Genomic DNA, 20,656 nt, shown 5'->3' with positions numbered 1-20,656 from the left:
TGGAAACCGTTGTGAACACACGATTCAGCCGGAAGGCGCTGCGCCTTCCCGTCATCACCGCCCTGGCGGCGGCAGCACTGGTGCTCTCCGCCTGCGGCGGAGGTAACGCGGGCGCCGACGCGGATTCCGGCGGTGAGGCTCCGGCGGATGACATCGGCCTCATGACCCCGGGAACCCTGGTGGTCGGAATGAACCTCCAGTACAAGCCGCAGATGTTCCTCGAGGGCGATACCCCCTCGGGCTACGACGTCGATCTCCTCAACGCGCTCGCCGACGAGCTCGGTGTGGAACTGGACATCCAGAACCTCGACTTCAACGGTCTGATCCCGGGTCTGCAGTCCCGGCAGTTCGACATGGTGTCGGTGGGCCTCGGCGCCACCGACGAGCGCAAAGAGGTCATCGACTTCAGCCGCGGCTATGTCCCCTACGCCACCATCCTGGGCGTTCAGCCCGGCGAGGAGCTCGGGTCGACGCTCGAGGACTACAACCAGGAAGGTGTCGTCATCACCGCGCTCCAGGGCTCGACCGGCGAGCAGCTCGTGCGCGACACCTTCCCCAATGCGACCGTTGCCGGCTTCCCCGACCAGAACGCGGCGCTTCTCGAAGTCGCCACCGGACGAGCGGACGCGGTGGTCGTGGAGGACTACATCCTCGCCGAGTTCGATCGGTCCAACCCCGACCAGCTCACCGCGCTCGACCTGGACGAGCCCCTCAGCCTCTACTACGGCGCGTGGGGCGTGCAGAAGGACAATGGCGCTCTGGTCGACCAGCTCGATGCATTCCTGTGCCAGGCTCAGGAGGACGGCACCCTCGAGGAGCTGTACACGAAGTGGATGGCCCCGACCATGCCCGAGATGCCCGGAGGCTGCTGATCGATGACCGTCGATGAGCAGGTGCACGACGTCCTGATCATCGGGGGCGGTCCGGCCGGCATGGCCGCCGCCGCGACCGCGGCGACACGCGGACTGGATGCGGTGCTGATCGACGAGCGTCCGACCCTCGGTGGGCAGGTGTACAAGCAGCCGGGTCCCGGGATGCGGGTGGTGAACGCCCGCGAGATGGGGAAGCAGTACCGCCAGGGTCGGAGTCTCATTGACGAGGTCGAGGCCTCGGGGGCGACGGTGCGGCTTCGCTCCAGCGTCGTGGATCTCGAGCCGTCCGAGACGGGATGGACGGCCATGGTCCACCCCGAAGACGGCGCCGTCGTCCCGCTCCGGGCGCGAGCGGTCATCCTCGCGACGGGAGCGCACGACCGTCCGGTCGTCTTCCCCGGCTGGGATCTTCCCGGTGTCATCACCGCCGGCGGTCTGCAGACCCTGGCCAAGACGCAGTCCTTCGTCCCGGGAGACCGGGTGGTGTTCGCAGGCTCCGGTCCGGTCGCCCTCGCCTTCCCCGCGCAGCTGGCCGGCTACGGCGCCAACATCGTCACCGCACTCGAGGCCGGGCCCGCACCATCCGCCACCGACCTCGCCCGGATCGCCGCCGCCGCCCCGGGCAACGTCGGCCTGCTCGGCGACGCCGCGCGGTACCAGGCGACCCTGCTGCGTCGCGGGATCCCGCTGAAGTATCGGCGCATCGTCGTGCGCGCCGAAGGCGAAGGACGGGTCGAACGCGTCGTCCACGCGCGCGTGGACGAGCGGTGGCGCGTGCTCCCCGGTACCGAGGAGAGCATCGAGGCCGACATCCTCTGCATCGGCTACGGGTTCACCCCGAGTGCTGAGCTCCTGCGACTCGTCGGCTGCCGTTTCGACATCGACGAGGATCTCGGCGGCCCCGTCGTGCACCGCGACGATCTCGGCCGTACCGATGTCGCCGGCATCTACGTCGCCGGCGACGGCGCGGGCGTCGAAGGATCCGCCGTAGCCGCCGACGAGGGGCGCCTCGCGGCGCTCGCCGTGACGCAGGACGTCGGCACCCCATCCGTCGACAGCTCGGCGATCGCGGGCCTGCGTCGCCGGATCAGCCGGCGGCGGGCGCTCACCCGCGCGACCACCCGGATGTACCACGTGGGCGAGGGGATCTTCGGGCTCGCCGAGGACGACACCGTCGTCTGCCGCTGCGAGGGCGTCCGCGAAGGCGAGATCCGCGCCGCGGTCGCCGAAGCACCCGACGTCAGTGCAGTCAAGGCGCTCACCCGTGCGGGCATGGGGCCGTGCCAGGGGCGGATGTGCGGGCGGCACATCGCTGCGCTGATCGCCGAGCAGAAGGGTGTGGCGCCGGCGACGGTGCTGCCGGCCACCCCGCGGATGCCCGCGCGGCCCGTGCCGATCGGTGCGATCGCCGATGCCGACGTGGCCGATCCGGGGCTGTTCCAGGCGGGGGAGGACGATCCCGTCGAACCCGAGCGCACCGACCTCGCTCCCGGCGACCTCGCCCGTCGGCCGCGCGACCCTGTGACCGACACCGACGTCCTCGTCATCGGCGGCGGCATCGCCGGGGCGGCGGTCGCCTACTACCTCGCCCGCGAGGGTGTCGAGGTGGAACTGCTCGATCGCGGCCAGCTCAACCGTGAAGCATCCGGGACCAATGCCGGCAGCTTCCACTTCCAACTCGCCATCCATCAGCTCTCCGGCAAGGGCACCGAGGCCGATCGGTCGCGGCTGCTCAGCGACGCGCGGGCGAGCGTCGAGGCGTACGCGCTGTGGACGTCTCTCTCCGAGGAGCTCGGCGCCGATGTCGGGCTCCATCAGACCGGCGGCTGGATGGTCGCCGAGACGCCGGAGCAGCTGACCCTCCTGCACGAGAAGCACCTTCTCGAGGAGGAAGCGGGCATCCACACCGAGGTGCTCGAAGGTGCAGCGCTGCGCGCCCGCGCGCCGTACTTCTCCGACCGTGTGCTCGGGGCGACCTACTGCGACCTCGAAGGTCATGCCAATCCGCTTATCGTCGCGCCACTGTACGCCCGGAGGGCACGAGAGCACGGTGCGCGCTTCCGCGTGGACACCGAGGTGTTCGCCATCGAGGTCGACGAGTCCGACTCGTCCTACCGTTTCCGGGTGACGACGAGTGCCGGCGTCATCCGTGCGCGCCACATCGTCAACTGCGCAGGCGGATGGGCGGGTGAGATCGGCGCGATGGTGGGGCTGGACTTCCCCATCAGGCGCGAGGGCCTGCACGTCAACGTCACCGAGGCTCGCAGGCCCCTCCTGCCGTCGATGATCCAGCACATCGGCCGCCGGCTCACCCTCAAGCAGACCCATCACGGGTCGTTCATCATCGGCGGCGGGTGGCCGAGCCCGGCGACGGGCTATCCGCGCCGCTATCCGACCACCTGGCGCAGCGCTGCGGGCAACCTCCGGGTGGCCCTCGACGTCGTCCCGCAGCTCGAGGACGTGCGGGTCGTGCGCACGTGGTCGGGCGTCATCGCCTTCACCGACGACTACTCACCGATCGTGGGAGAGTCCGAGCGGGTGCCCGGCTACCACGCCTGTGTCGCCTCGACCGGCTTCACCTTCTCCCCGATCTACGCCCGCCAGGTCGCCGAATCCATCGTCGATCCCGCGCGCACCGCCTCCCGATTCCCGACCCGGTTCTCACTGGACCGCACCATCGCCTCGGCACCGACGCGATGACAACAACCCTGAGGAGCACTTCCTGATGAATCGCGACGATGTCGACTGGGCCGGCTATTACCCCGCCGTCGTCACCCCCTTCACCGAGACCGGCGAACTCGACCTGCCCACGCTCCACGCGCTGATCGAGCAGTACGCCGACCGCGGCATGCACGGCGTGGTCGTGAACGGCACCTGCGGCGAGTGGTTCTCCCAGAGTGAGGACGAGCGCCGGCAGGTCGCTGAGACCGCCGTCGCCGCTGCGGGAGGCCGGCTCAGCGTCCTCGTGGGATGCACATCGAACACCGCCACGAACGTCCTCGCCCTCGGTCGTCACGCGATCGATGCCGGCGTCGACGGCGTGCTGGTCTCGCCCCCGCCCTACATCAAGCTCTTCCCGAACGAAGTCGTCGCCTGGTACGAGGAGATCGGCGCGGCGCTGCGGGCTCCCGTCGTGGTCTACAACTGGCCGCACGGGACCGGCATCGACATCGGCACGGAGCTGGCCGACCGTCTGGCCGACGTCGATTCCGTCGTGGCGATCAAGGACTCCACGCCGGACGCCGATCAGTTCTTCGAGACGTCGCGGCGTGTGCGCGATCGGGTACGCGTCTTCGGTCCCTACATGTCGGCCCGAGGGGTCGACGTGCTCCGCAGCGAGGGCGGAGACGGCACCGTCGGCGGCGGTTCGCTCTACGGTCGCCCGGATCCGCAGTTCTGGGAGGACCACTGGTCCGGAAACGTCGATCGGATGCGCGCACACGCCGAACGATCCGACCGGCTGTTTCCGAAGCTGTGGCTCCCCGGCGGCTGGGCGGGGCAGTTCGGCTCGTACCAGGCGCAGCTGAAGGCCCTGATGCACATGCTGGATCAGCCGGCAGGCCACGTGCGCCGACCGCGGCTGCCCATCACCGACGCCGACGACCTTCGGACGATGCGATCGATCCTCCAGGAGGAGGGCCTGCTCGCACCGGATCGGGTGACCGCGTGAGCGGCCGCCGGCTGCCCGGCCACGGACTGGAGCGGGGCCGCCCGGTCGACATCGTCGTCGACGGCGTGACCGTGACCGCCTTCGAGGGTGAGAGCGTCGCCGCCGCCGTCATGGCCGCCGAGGCGCTGGCCCTGCGTGTCACCGAGGGCGGCGCCCCGCGCGGCTACTTCTGCGGCATGGGGGTGTGCTTCGACTGCACCATGGTGGTCGACGGGGTGCCGCAGACCCGCACCTGCATGACGTGGGTGCGCGAGGGGATGACCGTCGAGCACCAGGTGGGAGCGGGCGGCGGCGAGCCGGACCCCGACACCGCCCACTGACCCTCCGCGGTCGGCGCGAAGCGGGTCGGTTCGCGACTCAGGGGATGCTCTCGACGTACTTCGCGCGGTTGTACTGCCACGGCCACGCCAGCTCACCGCCGAGCGCGGCCGCCGCGCGCAGCGCGAACGTCGGCTCGCGCAGGAACTGCCGCGCGACGTAGACGACGTCGGTGTCTTCCGCCCCGAGCGCCGCCTCGGCCTGCTCGGGGGTGGTGATCAGGCCCGCCACACCCACCGGGGCGTCGATCGCGGCGCGCACGGCGCGTGAGAGCGGCTGCTGATAGCCGGGCCCGGAGGGGATGGCCTGGTCGGGATTGTTCCCACCGGACGACACGCTCACGAGGTCGACACCGTCGATCAGGTGGAGCGCGGCGATGGTGTCGTCGACGGTGACGCCGCCGGGCACCCACTCCGACGCCGACACGCGCAGCACCACGGGCATCTCGGACGGCACGCGCGCACGCACGGCCTCGACGACCTCGCGCACGATGCGCGAGCGCCCCGCGACGTCGCCGCCGTACTCATCGGTGCGGAGGTTGGAGGTGGGGGACAGGAACTGGCCCAGTAGGTATCCGTGCGCCGCGTGGATCTCGACGAGGTCGAAGCCGGCCTCCACCGATCGCGCGGCGGCGTCGCCGAACTCCGCGACGATGCGTGCGATCCCCTCGCGGTCGAGTTCGACCGGCGGCGTGAACGGTCCCCACGCGACCGCTGACGGTCCGACCGTGGTCCAACCGCCCTCGGACGCCGGCACCGATCCGCGGCCTCGTGTCGGGGGGTACGTCGAGGCTTTGCGCCCGGCGTGGGAGAGCTGAATGCCGATCAGGCCGTCCATTCCGTGGACGAAATCGACGACGCGCCGCCATCCGGCGGTGTGGTCGTCGTTCCAGATGCCGGCGTCGTCGGGCGTGATGCGTCCGATGGGCGAGACCGCCGCGGCCTCGGTCATGATGAGACCGGCGCGCCCGATGGCGAACGAGCCGAGGTGGACCAGATGCCATTCGCCGGGCATGCCGTCGACCGAGGAGTACTGGCACATCGGAGCGACCCAGAGACGATGGGGAACGGTCAGGCCCCCGACGGTGATGGGGTCGAACAGGCGCGGAGACAGACGAGGCACAGGGGTCCTTCGAGGAAGAGCGAGAAAGTGATGCGATCTACGAGGAGAGTCACTCGTAGGTCTTGCGCCGGTCCAGCAGCGCAAGGTCCGCGCTCATGGCGCGGGTGGCGTCGAGCAGCTGCGGGAGGTAGTCGGTGACGAGCTGCTCGACCGAGACCCGCGAGGTCGACACGGAGAGGTTCACCGCGCTGACGTAGCGACCGTCGGCGCCGACGACGGGGGCCGCGACAGAACGCGCACCGAGGTCGACCTCCTGGTTGTTCAGCGCCCAGCCCTGCTGACGGACCTCGGCGATGCGTTCGCGCAACTCCTGCTCGTCGACGATCGTCGCGGGGGAGAGCTTCTCGCGCGGATAGGTGCGGAAGTACTCATCGAGCGCGGCGTCATCGAACTCCGAGAGCAGCACCCGTCCGGTCGAGGTGCAGAAGGCGGGCAGCCGTCGGCCGATCCCCAGGCGGATGGGCATGATCGTCTCGGTCGCGGCGCGGGCGACGTAGACCACATCGCCGTCGTCGTACTCGCACGCCGACACCGACTCGCCGATCTGAGCGGACAGCCGCCGCAGGTGGTCCTGGATGATGTCGATCCGGCTCGAGGACGACAGGAACGCATAGCCGAGGTCGAGCACCCGAGGGCGCAGGTAGAACCGGTTCTGACGGCTTCCGACGTACCCCAGGGTCTCGAGCGTCAGCAGCGCCCGACGCACCGAGGCGCGACTCAGGTGGGTGATCTTGGCGACGTCGGCCAGAGACAGCAGGTCGCGTTCGTTGGAGAAGGCGCGGATGACGGCGAGCCCGCGATCCAGGGACTGGATGAACTCGCCCGACTTGCGGTCGGTCTCGGTGTCGGTCATCGCGCTACGTTCCTCTGTGACGTCGGCGGAAAGTGGGATCACCATATCAATCCGCCTCCGTCGTGGACCGGCCGCCCCGCGGCATCCGGGTCACGCGACGCCCTCGATGCAGATGTATTTCAGGTCGGTGTACTCCTCGATCCCGTGCCGCGAGCCCTCGCGGCCGATGCCCGACTGCTTCACCCCGCCGAAGGGCGCTCCCTCATAGGAGATGAGGCCCGTGTTGACTCCGACCACGCCGACCTCGAGGGCTTCGGACACCCGTGTGATGCGTCCGATGTCGCGGCTGAAGAAGTAGCCGGCGAGGCCGAACTCGGTGTCGTTGGCCATCCGGATGGCCTCCTCCTCGGTGGAGAAGCGGATGACGGGCGCGAGCGGGCCGAAGGTCTCCTCGCGCGCGAGCAGCATGTCGGGGCTCGCGTCGACGATGAGGGTGGGGGTGAAGAACGTGCGTCCTTGCTCGGTGAGGTCGCCGCCCTGCACCACGCGGGCGCCCTTGTCTCGGGCGTCGTCGATGTGGCGGCGGACCTTGTCGACGGCGGCGGAGGAGATGAGGGGCCCCTGGGTCGTGCCGGGCTCGCGGCCGTCGCCGACCCGCAGCTTCGCCATCTCGCGGCCGAGCGCCTCGACGAACGCGTCGTGGATGCCGTCCTGGACGAAGATGCGGTTGGCGCACACGCAGGTCTGCCCGGCGTTGCGGAACTTCGAGTCCATCGCGCCCTTGACGGCGTTGTCGAGGTCGGCGTCGTCGAACACGATGAGGGGGGCGTTCCCGCCGAGCTCGAGCGCCAGGCGCTTGAGGGTGCCCGCCGACTGGGCCATGAGGATGCGCCCGACCTCGGTGGAGCCGGTGAAGCTGATGGTGCGCACGCGCTCATCGCCGGTCAGCACCTCACCCAGGCGGGGGCCGGAGCCGGTGACCACGCTCAGCACGCCGGCGGGGATCCCCGCCTCCTGCGCGAGCGCGGCGAGGGCGAGGGCCGACAGCGGCGTCTCTTCGGCGGGCTTGATGATCATCGAGCAGCCGGCCGCGAGGGCGGGCGCGGCCTTGCGCAGGATCATCGCGCACGGGAAGTTCCACGGCGTGATCGCCGCGGTCACGCCCACGGCGCTGCGGATCGTCATCATGCGGCGGTCGGGGTTGTTGGTCGGGATGACCTCGCCGTAGAGACGCTTGGCCTCCTCGGCGAACCACTCGATGAAGCCCGCGCCGTAGAGGATCTCGCCGCGCGCCTCGGCCAGGGGCTTGCCCTGCTCGGCGGTCAGGAGCTGGGCGAGGTCGTCCGCGCGCTCGACGATGAGCTCGTACCAGCGGCGGAGGATGCGCGAGCGCTGCGGGGCCGGCGTGCGCGACCAGCCGGCGAAGGCCTCCTGCGCCGCGTCGATCGCCGCGACCATGTCGTCGGGGGTCGCGACGGCCACCTCGGCGACGGTTTCACCGGTGGCCGGATCGATGACCGGGGAGGACTCGCCGGTGGAACCGTCCCGCCACCCGCCGGCGATGTGAAGCTGGGTACGTAGCAGATCGTCGGCGATCTGCGTCGCTGGTGTGGACATGGGCGCCCTCGTCCTTTCCGGACCGAACGGATGTGATGTTTGATCCTCACCCAGCATAGAGGTAGTGTGCGAGAAGCGACCATAAGTGCGTAATGCGAACGGATGAGGCCCCATGACGAACGTCGAGGAGTTGGACCGGAACTACCTGTTCCACCCGATGACCAACCTTGCTGCCCACGCGCAGAACGGCCCCCACATGACCGTGGTCGAGGGTCACGGCGCGACGATCATCGATCGTGCCGGCAATCGATATCTCGACGCCATGGCGGGGCTGTGGTGCGTCAACGTCGGCTACTCCCACCCCGACATGGCCGAGGCGCTGCGCGCGCAGGCGCTGAAGCTCCCCTACTTCCACGCCTTCTCGTCGATGGGCACCGACCTCCCCGCGCGCCTGTCGGAGCGCCTCATCCGGATGGCGCCGGTGCCGATGAGCACGGTCTTCTACGGCAACTCGGGCTCGGACGCCAATGACACCCAGGCCAAGCTCGTCTGGTACTACAACAATGTCCTCGGCCGCCCCGAGAAGAAGAAGATCATCGCCCGCCGTCGCGGGTACCACGGCGTGACGGTGCTGTCCGGCGGGCTGACGGGCCTGCAGAACCTCCACGACGGGTTCGACCTGCCCCTGCCGATGATCCGTCACGTCCGTCCGCCCCACCGCCTCTGGGAGCGCGCCCCCGGACAGACCGACGACGAATTCGCCACCGCGCTCGCGGCGGAACTCGACCGCTTCATCATCGAAGAGGGTCCCGAGACGGTCGCCGCGATGATCGCCGAGCCGGTCATGGCCGCCGGCGGGGTGATCGTGCCCCCCGACACCTACTTCCCGAAGATCCAGGAGGTCCTGGATCGGCACGACGTGCTGCTCATCGCCGACGAGGTCGTCAACGGCTTCGGACGCCTGGGGGTCCCCTTCGGCAGCCAGTCGGTCGGGATGAAGCCCGACCTGATGACGCTCGCCAAGGGCATCACCTCCGCCTACGTGCCGCTGTCGGCCATCCTCGTCAGCGAGAAGGTCTGGAAGGTGCTGCTGGACGGATCGACGAAGTACGGCAGCTTCGGCCACGGCTACACCTACTCCGCCCACCCGCTGGCGGCGGCCGCGGCGATGGCCAACCTCGACATCATCGAACGCGAGGACCTGATCGCCACCGTGGCGCGAAACGGCGAGCTGCTGCACGAGATGCTGCGTGACGCGTTCGCCGATCATCCGCACGTCGCCGAGGTGCGTGGGCGGGGCCTCATGGCGGCGGTGGAGTTCGTGGAGTCCCGCGACCCCCTGCGGCCCTTCGCCGCGCAGGGCTCGTTCGCCGCCGCGGTCACCAAGGCCTCCCTCGCCGCAGGCGTCATCACCCGCGCCCTCCCGGCTGCCGACACGGTGTCGTTCTCGCCGCCGTTCGTCACCACCCCCGACGAGCTCGAGCGCATGGTCGCCGGTGTCCGCACCGGACTCGATCAGGCGGTCGCCGACCTCCGCCGCAGCTGAGTTTCCCGTGCGCGTGGGTGTGGTGCTGAACCCCGTTGCGGGGTACGGCGGCACGCGTGCGATGCACGGCACTGACGACCTCTCGCCCGAGCAGTTCGACGAGGCGGTGACAGCCGGGCGTGCGCGCGACCGGCTCGTGCGGATGCTGCGGCGCGCCGAAGCGACGCGCGAGACCGCGGTCTTCCTCACCGCCGACGGCATCCTGGGCGCTGACGCGCTCGCCGAGGCCGGTGTCGCGTTCGACGTGGTCTCGGCCGCCGCGACGCCGCACCGCACGTCGTCGGCCGACACGCAGGCAGCCGTCCGCGCGCTCCTCGCGGCGGGCGCGGACTGCCTGGTGTTCGCCGGTGGTGACGGCACCGCCACCGACATCGCCGAGGTGCTCGGCGATGCGGCACCGGTCATCGGCGTCCCCGCGGGGGTGAAGATGCACTCGGAGGTGTTCGCCCGATCGCCCGAGAGCGCCGGTCGTCTGCTCCGCGACCTCGTCGCCGGGCGGGCCTCGCGCCGCCGGGTCGAGATCCTCGACGTCGTCCCGGGCGCGTCCGGAGCCCCGCGCCGGCTGCACACCGTCATCGCACCGATCTCCACCGACCCGCTGCAGGGGGCGAAGGCCGCCGCGCCGCCCGGCACGGGCGAGGGCGATCGCCGCCGGATCGCCGAGGCGCTCGTGGCCGCAGCCCACCCCGACACCACGTGGATCCTCGGCCCGGGGACCACCACGGCCGCGCTGGCGGAGGTGCTGGGGTTCACCGCCACCCTGCGGGGCGTCGACGTGCGTCTGCCCGGCGGGGCGGTGGAGCAGGACGTCACCGAACCGCGACTGTTCGACCTCGTGGGCGCGGCCCGCCGCCCCCGACTCGTGCTCGGCGTCGTCGGGGGGCAGGGATTCCTCCTCGGGCGCGGTAATCAGGAGATCAGCCCCCGCGTCGTCGCCGCCGTCGGCGCCGACAACACCGAGATCGTCGCGACCGAGGACAAGGTCGGCGCCCTGCACCCGCCGGTCCTCTTCGTCGACGCCGACCCCCCGCCCGGCCTCGCTGCCGATTCCCCGTTCCCCCACCCGCTCCTCGGTTATCGGCGCGTGCGCACCGGGGCCCGCGACATCCGGGTCCTCAGGGTCGTCGACGCCGCAGCCTGAGAATCCCCACCCCTTTCCGTATCGCCCGCGAAGGAGCACTGCAGATGAGCCCGTCCCATCCCTACATGGCCAACTCGGCGGAGGGGAGCCGGAACGCCCTCCTCGAGGCGATCGGCGTGAGCGACCCGGACGAACTGTTCCGGCAGATCCCGGCGGACCACCGCTCGGATGACGCGATCGTGCCGTCCGCCGGCATCCGCTCGGAGTTCGAGCTGCGCCGCATGCTCGAAGACCGGCTCCGCGGTGTCGCCTCGACCGACTCGCACGTGTCGTTCCTCGGCGGCGGGTACTGGAAGCACCACATCCCGGCGCTGTGCGACGAGATCGCGGCTCGGCCCGAGATCTCGACATCGGTGTGGGGCACGCCGAGCTCCGATCACGGGCGCAACCAGGCGTGGTTCGAGTTCACCTCCCAGGTCGGCGCGCTCGTCGATCTCGAGTTCGTCGGGCTGCCGGTCTACAGCTGGGGGTGCGCCGCCGGTCACGCGCTGCGTATGGCGGCCCGCCTCACCGGGCGCTCGGTCGTGGTCATCCCCGCGGGGCTCGACCGTGAGCGCCGCCTCGTGATCGAGACCTACTGCGGCTATCGCGAGCTGGACGGGTCGCTCAGCATCCGCGAGGTGGCGCTGGACGCCGCCACCGGCACGGTCTCGCTCGCCGCGTTGGCCGACGTGCTGGATGACACCGTGGCCGCCGTCTACGTCGAGACGCCGAACTCGTGGGGGGTCATCGAGGCCGACATCGCGCGCATCATCGACGCCGCCCATGCGGTCGGTGCCGAGGCCATCGTCGGTGTCGACCCGATCTCGCTCGGAATCATGGCGTCGCCGGCGAGCTTCGGGGCCGACATCGTCGTGGGTTCGCTGCAGCCCCTCGGGATTCCGCTGAACGCCGGCGGCGGCGTCGGCGGCTTCATCGCCAGCCGCGACGAAGAGCGCTACGCCCGCCAGTTCCCCACCCTGCAGGTCAGCATCGCCCCGACGATCCGCGAGGGCGAGCGGGCGTTCGGGATGACGCTGTTCGGCCAGAGCTCCTACGGTGCCCGCGAACTCGGCAACGACTGGACCGGCAATTCGGTCTACCTGTGGGCCGTGCGCGCGGCGATCTACCTCGCGCTCCTCGGGCCGCAGGGGATGCGGGAGCTGGCCACCACGGTGGTCGGCAACGCCCGGCGAGCAGCCGCCCTGATCGCGGAGGTGCCCGGGGTGTCGGTGAGATACGCCGACGGCATCTTCAAGGAATTCATCGTCGACTTCTCGGACACCGGCCTCTCGGTCGCCCGGATCAATGCCGCGCTGTTCGCCCGCGGAATCCTCGGGGGCCACGACCTGTCCGGCACGGGGGAGGGCCTCGAGGGCTGCGCCCTGTACTGCGTCACGGAGGTCACCTCCGAATCCGACGTCCGTCGCTTGATCACCGCACTGGAGGAGGTCGTCGCCTCATGAGCACCATCCGTCGCTACCACGCCGCGTCGTGGGATGAGCCCGTCATCTACGAGCTGGGCGCCCCCGGGCGCCGCGGCGTCGTCCCGCCGTCATCCTGGGCGCCGGCAGCCGACGACCTGATCCCCGCGGACCTGCGCCGCGCGGCCGACCCCGACCTGCCCGAGCTGGCCGAGTACGAGGTCCGCCGTCACTACACCCACCTGTCTCAGCAGACGATGGGGATGATGGGCATCAGCCTCTTCGGCACGTGCACGATGAAGCACAACCCGACCTTGAACGAGCAGATCACGTCCCGTCCCGAGGTCGCCGCCGTGCACCCCCGGCAGGATCCTTCGACCTACCAGGGGCTGCTCGGGATCGTGCACTCGCTGGAGGAGGAGCTGCGCAACCTCTCGGGGATGTCGGCCTTCAGCTTCCAGCCCGGAGGCGGCGCCGACGCGGCGTACCTCCACACCGTGATCACCCGGGCCTACTTCGCCTCGAAGGGCGAGCTGGCCCAGCGGCGGCAGATCATCACGACCGCCCAGGCGCACCCCTGCAACCCCGCGACGGCGAAGGCGGCGGGCTTCGAGGTCATCACCCTCCCGATCGAGGAGGACGGCTATCCGAGCGTCGAGGCGCTGCGCGCCGTGGTCGGACCCCACACGGCCGCGCTCATGCTGAACAACCCCGACGACATGGGGATCTACAACCCCCACATCACCGAGTTCATCGACGCCGTGCACGACGCCGGCGGCCTGGCCTTCTACGACAGCGCGAACTTCAACGGAGTCATGACGCGGCTCCGCGCCCGCGACCTCGGGTTCGACGCCTGCATGTACATGCTCCACAAGACCTTCGGTGTGCCCAAGGGCGGCAACGGTCCCTCGGTGGGTGCGTACGGCTGCTCGGAGGAACTCGCCCGATTCCTCCCCGGTCCGCGGGTGGTCAAGGACGGCGAGACCTACGACCTCATCGAGCCCGAGAACAGCGTCGGCCGCGTCCGCGAGTTCCTCGGCAACGTCCAGCAGCTGGTCAAGGCCTACTCCTGGACCCGCGCGATGGGCACCGATGGGCTGCGCGAGGCCGCCGACCTGTCGGTGCTGGCGAACAACTACATGGAGAAGCAGCTCATGGCCATCCCGGGGGTGACGATGTCCTTCCCCGGGAAGGCTCTGCCGCGCCTGGAGATGACGCGCTACTCGCTGGAGGAGTACACCGCCGAGACCGGTGTGACCGGCCATGACGTGCAGAACCGGATGACGGACTTCGGCATCGACGCGTTCTGGACATCCCACGAGCCGGCCTTCATCCCCGAGCCCTTCACCCCCGAGGCGGGGGAGATGTGGTCGAAGGAGGATCTGGACGAGTGGATCGCCGTCCTCGCGCACGTCCTGGAGGAGGGCCGGCGCGACCCGGAGCTCGTCCGCACCGCGCCGCACAACCAGGTCGTCGCCCAGATCGACGGGTCGGGGCTCGATGACCCCGACACCTGGGCGGTGACGTGGGCCGCCTATCGCCGCAAGTCCGCCTCGCGGCAGTCGGTCGGCTCGTGACATCCGCGGGGGAGCGCGACGACGAGCGGGAGATCCGGGACCTGTCCCACCGTTACGCCGTCGCGCTCGACCGCGGCGACACCGAGTCGTGGGCCGCCCTGTTCGCCGAGGACGTCGCCTTCGAAAGCGGCGGCACGGTGCGTCGTCGCGAGGATGTCCTCGCCATTCCCGCAGACCAGCTCCGGCGATACGAACGCACCCTCCACGCGGTGACGACCCAGGTGATCGCGCGTGACGGCGATCGCGCGACGGGCACCGTCTACTGCATCGCCCATCACCTCTACCGCGACACCCACCAGCACGGGAGGTTCCCGTTCGACCTCACCCACGCCTTCCTCATCCGCTACGAGGACGAATACGCCCGCATCGACGGTCGGTGGGTGTTCGGCCGCCGGCACGTGGTCACCGAGGCCCGCTACGTCCACCAGGTGATCCCCGGCCCGCCGGTCGCAGCCTGAGCGGCGTGCGCCGCCTGCGGTCTGTCCCCCTTCCCGTCGGCACGACACAATGGTGTCCATGTCCGACATCGACGACGCCGTGACCGCCCTCGACGACGACCAGTGCTGGGAGCGCCTGCGCGACCATCGGCTGGGACGCCTCGTCACGCGGGTGGGGGACGTGCTGGACATCTTCCCCGTCAATTACGTCGTGGACGACGAGACGATCCTCTTCCGCACCGCCGAGGGCAGCAAGCTGTTCGAGCTGACCGTCAACGACGAGGTGCTCTTCGAAGTCGACGACTACAGCGACGAGGAGGCGTGGAGCGTCGTGATCCGGGGCCGAGCCCAGCGCCTCGACACCTCTGCCGAGGTCGAGCGCGCCGACGGACTCGGGCTGTCGCCGTGGATTCCCACGCTGAAGTACGTCTACGTCCGCATCGTCGCGCACGCGGTGTCGGGGCGTGCCTTCCCGCGCGGCCCCGAACCGGACCGATACGGCGTCGCGGCGTACTGACTGATTCGCGGGGTCCCCGGCCATGGCGTAGACTGGGAGATGCAGTTGAAGTCTGCATTCTTTCGCCGTGCCCGCCGGTCGGGACCTCCTTCCTTCCAGGCAGGGGCAGAAGTCTGCAGGCATCCCGGGGTCGCAGACCCTTAGGGCGGTAGCTCAATTGGCAGAGCAGCGGTCTCCAAAACCGCAGGTTGCAGGTTCGATTCCTGTCCGCCCTGCGCGTCAGCGTCTGCTGGCACGAGGAAACAATCAGGTGGGTGGCATGCTCCAGGACGAGCCGAAGAACGAGGTGGTCGCACGCAGCGACGCGCCCCGAGAGAAGAAGCCCAACTTCTTCGCGCGCATCGTCCTGTTCATCCGACAGGTCTTCGCCGAGCTCCGCAAGGTCGTCACGCCGACCCGGCAGGAACTGGTGAAGTTCACCGCCGTGGTGCTCGGTTTCGTCCTGGTGATGATGGCGATCGTGTACGGACTGGACGTGCTGTTCGTCTGGATCGCGCAGTACGTCTTCGGGATCCCGGGCGCCTGAGCCGATAACGCGCCCGCCGGGTTCGTCCGGTGGCGGCGTGCGACGCGTCGAGCCGGATCCCCCGGGCACGACAGAGGAAGAGAACACAAGTGTCTGAAAGATATGTGGACGACGCCGACTGGGCGCCCGCGGCGGAGCAGTCCTCCGAGGAGGACGAGGCCCAGGAGGGCAACATCCTCGAGTACGAGGAGCGCGCGAACACCCCCGCCGAGCACAGCGCCATCCACATCGTCGACGACGAGGACGACGTCGAGGACGACACCGAAGAGCTCGACGACATCGAGATCCAGGATCCGGAGGCAGACGCCATCGTGAACGACGCCCTGAACATCGACGAGACCGCCGAGGCCGAGGCCGCGGCGGAGGTCCTCACCGACTCCGTGGCCGAGGAGATCGCGGAACTCGAGGCCGAGGCCGCCGACGAGGTCACCCCCTACGACGGGCCGGACATCAACGGCGAGGACGACCGTGAGGACGCCGCCGACGACGAGGAGCTCGACCCGTTCGAGGCCTTCCGCGCCGAGCTGCGGTCACTGCCGGGCAAGTGGTACGTCATCCACTCCTACGCCGGGTTCGAGCGCAAGGTGAAGGCGAACATCGAGCAGCGCAAGTCCACGCTCGAGGTCGAGGACGAGATCTACCAGGTCGAGGTCCCGATGGAAGACGTCGTGGAGATCAAGAACGGCCAGCGCAAGATGGTCACCCGCGTCCGGATCCCGGGCTACGTGCTGGTGCGCATGGACCTGAACGAGGACACCTGGTCGGTCGTCCGGCACACCCCGGGTGTCACCGGGTTCGTCGGCAACGCGCACAACCCCACGCCCCTCCGTTTCGAGGAGGCCTTCACCATGCTGAAGAGCCTCGTCGAGGTCAAGGAGGTGGCCCCCGCGAAGGGCGCGGCCAAGGGTGCTCCGACCACGGCGCGCAGCATCCCCGCCGAGGTCGACTTCGAGGTCGGCGAGACCATCACGATCAAGGAGGGTTCGTTCGCGGGCCTTCCCGGCACCATCAGCGAGATCAAGCCCGAGAGCGGCAAGCTCACGGTCCTCGTCTCGCTGTTCGAGCGCGAGACCCCCGTCGAGCTGTCGTTCGACCAGGTCACGAAGCTCTGACCCCAGAGGCACCGCGTTCCGGAACGGCCGGAACTGCGGGAGAAGCGGATGCCGCGGCATCCGGTTCGAGGAAAGGAAAACGAACATGGCACCGAAGAAGAAGGTGACCGGCCTGATCAAGCTCCAGATCAACGCCGGCGCCGCCAACCCGGCACCGCCGATCGGCCCCGCGCTCGGTCAGCACGGTGTGAACATCATGGAGTTCTGCAAGGCGTACAACGCCGCGACCGAGTCGCAGCGCGGCAACGTCATCCCCGTCGAGATCACCGTCTACGAGGACCGCAGCTTCACCTTCGTCCTGAAGACCCCGCCGGCCGCCGAGCTGATCAAGAAGGCTGCGGGCGTGCAGAAGGGTTCGCAGACGCCGCACACGGCCAAGGTGGGCAAGCTCACCAAGGACCAGGTGCGTCAGATCGCCGAGACGAAGATGCCCGACCTGAACGCGAACGACATCGGGGCCGCCTCGCTGATCATCGCCGGCACCGCCCGTTCCATGGGCATCACGGTCGAGGACTGAGGGGGAGAATAACCATGGCACACAAGTCCAAGGCCTATCAGGCCGCCGCCGCGAAGATCGCGGCCGACACGTTCTACTCGCCGACCGAGGCCGTCGCCCTCGCCAAGGAGACGGGCTCTGCGAAGTTCGACTCCACCGTCGAGGTCGCACTCAAGCTCTCGGTCGACCCCCGCAAGGCGGACCAGATGGTGCGCGGCACCGTCATCCTGCCCCACGGCACCGGTAAGACCGCCCGCGTCATCGTCTTCGCCACCGGCCCCGCGGCCGAGGCCGCCATCGCGGCCGGTGCCGACGAGGTCGGCGGCGCCGAGCTCATCGAGAAGGTCGCGGGTGGCTACACCTCCTTCGACGCCGCCGTGGCCACCCCTGAGCTCATGGGCCAGGTCGGTCGCCTGGGCAAGGTGCTGGGTCCCCGTGGCCTCATGCCCAACCCCAAGACCGGAACGGTGACCCCGAACCCCGCCAAGGCGGTCGAGGACATCAAGGGCGGAAAGATCGAGTTCCGCGTCGACAAGCACGCCAACGTGCACTTCGTCGTCGGCAAGGCGTCCTTCAGCGCCGAGCAGCTCGACGAGAACCTCAAGGTCGCCCTCGAGGAGATCATCCGTCTGAAGCCGTCGAGCTCGAAGGGCCGCTACATCCAGAAGGGCGCCGTGTCGACCACGTTCGGCCCCGGCATCCCGCTGGACGTCAACTCGCTGGCCTGATCGCCATCGCACAGAAGGGGCTCCGCCGACAGGCGGGGCCCCTTCGTCGTTCCCCGGCCTGCGTCCCCGGGACCTGCTCGGCTCAGTGAGGCAGGACCAGTGACACCCCGAGCGCGATCATGATGACCGCGACGCCGCCATCGAGCATCCGCCACGAGGCCGGTGTCGAGAGCCACCGTCCGAGATAGCGAGCCCCGATCGCGAGGCCGAAGAACCAGATGACGCTGGCGGCCATGGCCCCGAAGGCGAAGAGCCAGCGGGCGTCGCCATGGGTGTTGGCGACCGAGCCCAACAGGAAGACGGTGTCTAGGTAGACGTGGGGGTTGAGCCAGGTCAGGGCGAGGGTGGTGAGGATGACGGGGAGAAGCCGGGTCCGTGTGGTGGTCGCCACGTCCGCCGCGCCTGCGCCCCGACCCGTGGCACCCTCGCTCGACGCGTCCTCATCCCGCACCGTGAGCGCCTGCCCGCTCGGGCGCCAGGCCCGGTGGGCGGCCAGCAGCCCGTAGCCGATGAGAAAGGCCGCTCCCGTCCATCGGACGGCGGTGACCAACCAGGGCACAGCCTGGAGCAGCAGACCGATCCCCGACACGCCGATGCCGATGAGGACCGCGTCCGACACGGCGCACAGCGCCGCGACGATGATCACGTGCTCACGCCGCAGTCCCTGCCGGAGGACGAAGAGATTCTGCGCACCGATGGCGATGATGAGCGAGAAGCCCAGACCGAGTCCGGCGAGAAGGGGGAGAGTCACCCTTGCACGTTACGACCGGGCGAGAATAAGCACCAGTGCAGGTTTCTTCAGGTGCATTAGCATGACTTCAGATGCGCATTCCTTTTGATCTCGCCGAGACCCTCGCCGCGGTGGCGGACGAGGGCACGATGGATGCCGCCGCCCGGCGGCTGCGGATCACGCCGAGCGCGGTGAGTCAGCGGGTGAAGACGCTCGAATCCTTACTCGGGCAGGTGCTCCTCGTCCGGTCGCGACCCGTGCGCCCGACCGCAGCCGGCATCGCCGTCGTCCGTCTGGCCCGGCAGCTCGCCCTCCTCGAGCACGATGCGATCGCGGGCCTCACCGGCGACGACGCGGGCGGGACACGGGTGTCGGTGCCGCTGGCGGTGAATGCCGATTCGCTCGCCACGTGGTTCCTGACACCGCTTGCGACGTTGGCCGACCGGCATCCGATCGTCTTCGATCTGCACCGCGACGATCAGGACTTCACCGCGGGACTGCTCGAATCCGGGACGGTGATGGGCGCGGTCACCTCACGCGAGGAGCCCGTGGCCGGATGCCGCGCGATCGTCCTCGGCTTCATGAGATACCGGGCTGTCGCCACTCCCGCGTTCCACGATCGGTGGTTCGCAGACGGCGTGACCGTCGAGGCACTCACGGTCGCCCCCGTGATCGACTTCGATCGTCGCGACGACCTGCAGCGGCGCTGGCTGCGGGTGCGCGGGGTGGAGGCGACGGAGCCGCCCCGCCATTACGTCCCCGCCTCGCACGACTTCGCCGCCGCGACGCGCCTGGGTCTGGGATGGGCGCTCCTGCCCACCTCGCAGTCCGCCGAGGGGCTGGCTTCGGGAGAACTCGTCGCCCTCGGTGGGCCCTCCGTGGACGTCCCCCTCACATGGCAGCAATGGAACCTGCGATCGCCGCTCCTCGACGCCGTCGCCGAAGAGGTCGTCGCCGAGGGCAGGCGCGTGCTCGTCGCGCCCGAGACCGCCGGATCGGTCAGTCGTCGCTGACGCGCAGCACGATCTTCCCCCGGGTGTGGCCATGCTCCAGCTCGGTGTGCGCCGCCGGGGCATCGGGCAGGTCGAAGACCCGGTCGATGTACACCTGCACGGCACCCGAGTCCAGCAGGCGGGCGATCGTCGCGAGGGTGCCGCCGTCGGGGATCACCTTGTACGACGTAGCGCGGACCCCCGCCTCTTCGGCGGCCTGCGCGTAATCGGGCCAGGAGCCGGTGGGGACCAGCACGTAGAGGCCTCCGGGTCGAAGCACCTGCAGGGATCTGCTGGCGGTGCGGTCCGACATGTTGCCGACGAGGTCGATGACGACGTCCATCTCGCCGACGACCTCCTCGAAACGGGTGGAGGTGTAGTCGACGACCACGGCGGCGCCGAGTTCGCGCAGCCAGGCGGCGTTGCGCCCGGACGCGGTGACCGTGACATGGGCGCCGAAGTAGGCGGCGAACTGCACGGCGAAGTGTCCGACCCCACCGCTGCCGGCGTGGATCAGCATCCGCTGACCCTCATGGGCGTGCGCGATCTCCACGACCAGACCCCATGCCGTGAGGGCCGCCAACGGCACACCGGCCGCCTCGACGTGGGAGAGGGAGGCGGGCTTGCGCGTCACTGATTGGGAGGGGACCACCACGTACTCGGCGTACGTGCCGCCGGTTCGCGGGAAGGGCACCATGCCGAACACCTCGGTACCCGGCGTCAGCGGATGCGCTTCGAAGGGAGAGGTGACGACCACCCCGCTGAAGTCGAAGCCCGGAACGACCGGGGTGTCGCCGAGCGCGGCCGACACGCCCCGTCCGGCCCGGGTCTTGGCGTCGATCGGGTTGACTCCCGCTGCCACGACCCGCACGAGGAGTTCGCTCAGCACAGGGCGCGGCGTCGGAGCCTCGCCCCATCGGAGCGCCTCGGGTCCGCCGGCGCCAGCGAGGGTGACGGCCCGCATCATCTCCGGCGGCGCGTCGGGCTGCGCCGCCGGGGCCTGCGGGGGAGAGGGGGATCGCAGCGGCCGGAATCGCATCGGTCGCTCCTTTCTCGCGCCGCCCCTCGTCGGGGACGCAGGCAGATGGGTCGGTGAGACTCAGTACACCCGGCCTTTGT

Annotated in this window: 20 protein-coding genes and 1 tRNA gene; 16 read left to right on the top strand and 5 right to left on the bottom strand. The window is 69.8% G+C overall.

Annotated features, from left to right (window positions below; all coding sequences use genetic code 11):
• The first annotated feature begins 11 nt into the window (after window positions 1-11).
• Genes FBY40_RS14510 through FBY40_RS14495 form a run of 4 tightly spaced genes read left to right on the top strand, consistent with a single transcriptional unit; the run spans window position 12 to window position 4,862 of the window.
• On the top strand, window positions 12-872 hold the full coding sequence (locus FBY40_RS14510; protein WP_124293967.1) for a transporter substrate-binding domain-containing protein: 861 nt from the start codon (window positions 12-14) through the stop codon (window positions 870-872).
• 3 nt (window positions 873-875) lie between these two features.
• The gene (locus tag FBY40_RS14505) at window positions 876-3,572 is read left to right on the top strand and encodes an FAD-dependent oxidoreductase (protein WP_141939482.1); all 2,697 of its coding nucleotides are present in this window, start codon (window positions 876-878) and stop codon (window positions 3,570-3,572) included.
• Between the two features lie 25 nt (window positions 3,573-3,597).
• Window positions 3,598-4,542, top strand: a complete 945-nt coding sequence (locus tag FBY40_RS14500) for a dihydrodipicolinate synthase family protein (protein ID WP_141939481.1) — start codon at window positions 3,598-3,600, stop codon at window positions 4,540-4,542.
• Window positions 4,539-4,862, top strand: a complete 324-nt coding sequence (locus FBY40_RS14495; RefSeq protein ID WP_141939480.1) for a (2Fe-2S)-binding protein — start codon at window positions 4,539-4,541, stop codon at window positions 4,860-4,862. The genes FBY40_RS14500 and FBY40_RS14495 overlap by 4 nt, the downstream gene beginning before the upstream one ends.
• 37 nt (window positions 4,863-4,899) lie before the next feature.
• On the opposite strand, the gene FBY40_RS14490 is transcribed toward FBY40_RS14495, so the two are convergent.
• From FBY40_RS14490 to FBY40_RS14480, 3 genes are all read right to left on the bottom strand, one after another.
• Entirely contained in the window at window positions 4,900-5,982 is a 1,083-nt protein-coding gene (locus FBY40_RS14490) for an NADH:flavin oxidoreductase/NADH oxidase (RefSeq protein ID WP_141939479.1), read from the bottom strand.
• A gap of 49 nt (window positions 5,983-6,031) precedes the next feature.
• Entirely contained in the window at window positions 6,032-6,835 is an 804-nt protein-coding gene (locus FBY40_RS14485; RefSeq protein WP_141939478.1) for an IclR family transcriptional regulator domain-containing protein, read from the bottom strand.
• 90 nt (window positions 6,836-6,925) lie between these two features.
• On the bottom strand, window positions 6,926-8,392 hold the full coding sequence (locus FBY40_RS14480) for an NAD-dependent succinate-semialdehyde dehydrogenase (RefSeq protein ID WP_141939477.1): 1,467 nt from the start codon (window positions 8,390-8,392) through the stop codon (window positions 6,926-6,928).
• A gap of 112 nt (window positions 8,393-8,504) precedes the next feature.
• Between FBY40_RS14480 and FBY40_RS14475 the strand changes: the two genes are divergently transcribed.
• From FBY40_RS14475 to rplA, 11 genes are all read left to right on the top strand, one after another.
• Complete coding sequence (locus FBY40_RS14475; RefSeq protein WP_141939476.1) at window positions 8,505-9,878, top strand: aminotransferase; 1,374 nt, start codon at window positions 8,505-8,507, stop codon at window positions 9,876-9,878.
• Complete coding sequence (locus FBY40_RS14470) at window positions 9,829-11,019, top strand: ATP-NAD kinase family protein (RefSeq protein WP_160141408.1); 1,191 nt, start codon at window positions 9,829-9,831, stop codon at window positions 11,017-11,019. Before FBY40_RS14475 ends, FBY40_RS14470 begins: the two co-directional genes overlap by 50 nt.
• 44 nt (window positions 11,020-11,063) lie before the next feature.
• On the top strand, window positions 11,064-12,464 hold the full coding sequence (gcvPA, locus tag FBY40_RS14465; protein ID WP_200829994.1) for an aminomethyl-transferring glycine dehydrogenase subunit GcvPA: 1,401 nt from the start codon (window positions 11,064-11,066) through the stop codon (window positions 12,462-12,464).
• Window positions 12,461-13,999, top strand: a complete 1,539-nt coding sequence (gene gcvPB / locus FBY40_RS14460; RefSeq protein ID WP_141939474.1) for an aminomethyl-transferring glycine dehydrogenase subunit GcvPB — start codon at window positions 12,461-12,463, stop codon at window positions 13,997-13,999. The genes gcvPA and gcvPB overlap by 4 nt, the downstream gene beginning before the upstream one ends.
• Window positions 13,996-14,457, top strand: coding sequence for a nuclear transport factor 2 family protein (locus FBY40_RS14455; protein ID WP_160141407.1), 462 nt, complete (start codon window positions 13,996-13,998; stop codon window positions 14,455-14,457). Before gcvPB ends, FBY40_RS14455 begins: the two co-directional genes overlap by 4 nt.
• A gap of 58 nt (window positions 14,458-14,515) precedes the next feature.
• A complete protein-coding gene (locus tag FBY40_RS14450) occupies window positions 14,516-14,953 on the top strand; it encodes a pyridoxamine 5'-phosphate oxidase family protein (RefSeq protein WP_141939472.1) in 438 nt (145 codons plus the stop codon).
• Window positions 14,954-15,095: 142 nt separating this feature from the next.
• Window positions 15,096-15,168, top strand: a tRNA-Trp gene (locus FBY40_RS14445).
• A gap of 44 nt (window positions 15,169-15,212) precedes the next feature.
• Window positions 15,213-15,479, top strand: a complete 267-nt coding sequence (gene secE / locus FBY40_RS14440) for a preprotein translocase subunit SecE (RefSeq protein WP_124293955.1) — start codon at window positions 15,213-15,215, stop codon at window positions 15,477-15,479.
• 89 nt (window positions 15,480-15,568) lie between these two features.
• The gene (nusG, locus tag FBY40_RS14435; protein WP_141939471.1) at window positions 15,569-16,591 is read left to right on the top strand and encodes a transcription termination/antitermination protein NusG; all 1,023 of its coding nucleotides are present in this window, start codon (window positions 15,569-15,571) and stop codon (window positions 16,589-16,591) included.
• A gap of 85 nt (window positions 16,592-16,676) precedes the next feature.
• Window positions 16,677-17,108, top strand: a complete 432-nt coding sequence (rplK, locus tag FBY40_RS14430; protein ID WP_141939470.1) for a 50S ribosomal protein L11 — start codon at window positions 16,677-16,679, stop codon at window positions 17,106-17,108.
• A gap of 14 nt (window positions 17,109-17,122) precedes the next feature.
• Window positions 17,123-17,815: a 50S ribosomal protein L1 gene (gene rplA / locus FBY40_RS14425; RefSeq protein ID WP_141939469.1), complete on the top strand. Its 693-nt coding sequence runs from the start codon at window positions 17,123-17,125 to the stop codon at window positions 17,813-17,815.
• Window positions 17,816-17,897: 82 nt separating this feature from the next.
• Here rplA and FBY40_RS14420 read toward each other — a convergent pair whose 3' ends face one another.
• Window positions 17,898-18,566, bottom strand: coding sequence for a LysE/ArgO family amino acid transporter (locus tag FBY40_RS14420; RefSeq protein ID WP_141939468.1), 669 nt, complete (start codon window positions 18,564-18,566; stop codon window positions 17,898-17,900).
• A 71-nt stretch (window positions 18,567-18,637) separates the two neighbouring features.
• On the opposite strand from FBY40_RS14420, the gene FBY40_RS14415 reads away from it, so the two are divergent.
• Complete coding sequence (locus FBY40_RS14415; RefSeq protein WP_141939467.1) at window positions 18,638-19,558, top strand: LysR family transcriptional regulator ArgP; 921 nt, start codon at window positions 18,638-18,640, stop codon at window positions 19,556-19,558.
• Here FBY40_RS14415 and FBY40_RS14410 read toward each other — a convergent pair.
• Complete coding sequence (locus FBY40_RS14410; protein ID WP_141939466.1) at window positions 19,545-20,576, bottom strand: NADP-dependent oxidoreductase; 1,032 nt, start codon at window positions 20,574-20,576, stop codon at window positions 19,545-19,547. The two genes, FBY40_RS14415 and FBY40_RS14410, sit on opposite strands and share 14 nt — an antisense overlap.
• Between the last annotated feature and the right edge of the window lie 80 nt (window positions 20,577-20,656).

This window comes from Microbacterium sp. SLBN-154 (genome assembly GCF_006715565.1).
Classification (GTDB): domain Bacteria; phylum Actinomycetota; class Actinomycetes; order Actinomycetales; family Microbacteriaceae; genus Microbacterium.
The sequence above is the reverse complement of the archived record's forward strand: the minus strand, read 5'-3'. Positions and strand labels throughout refer to the sequence as shown.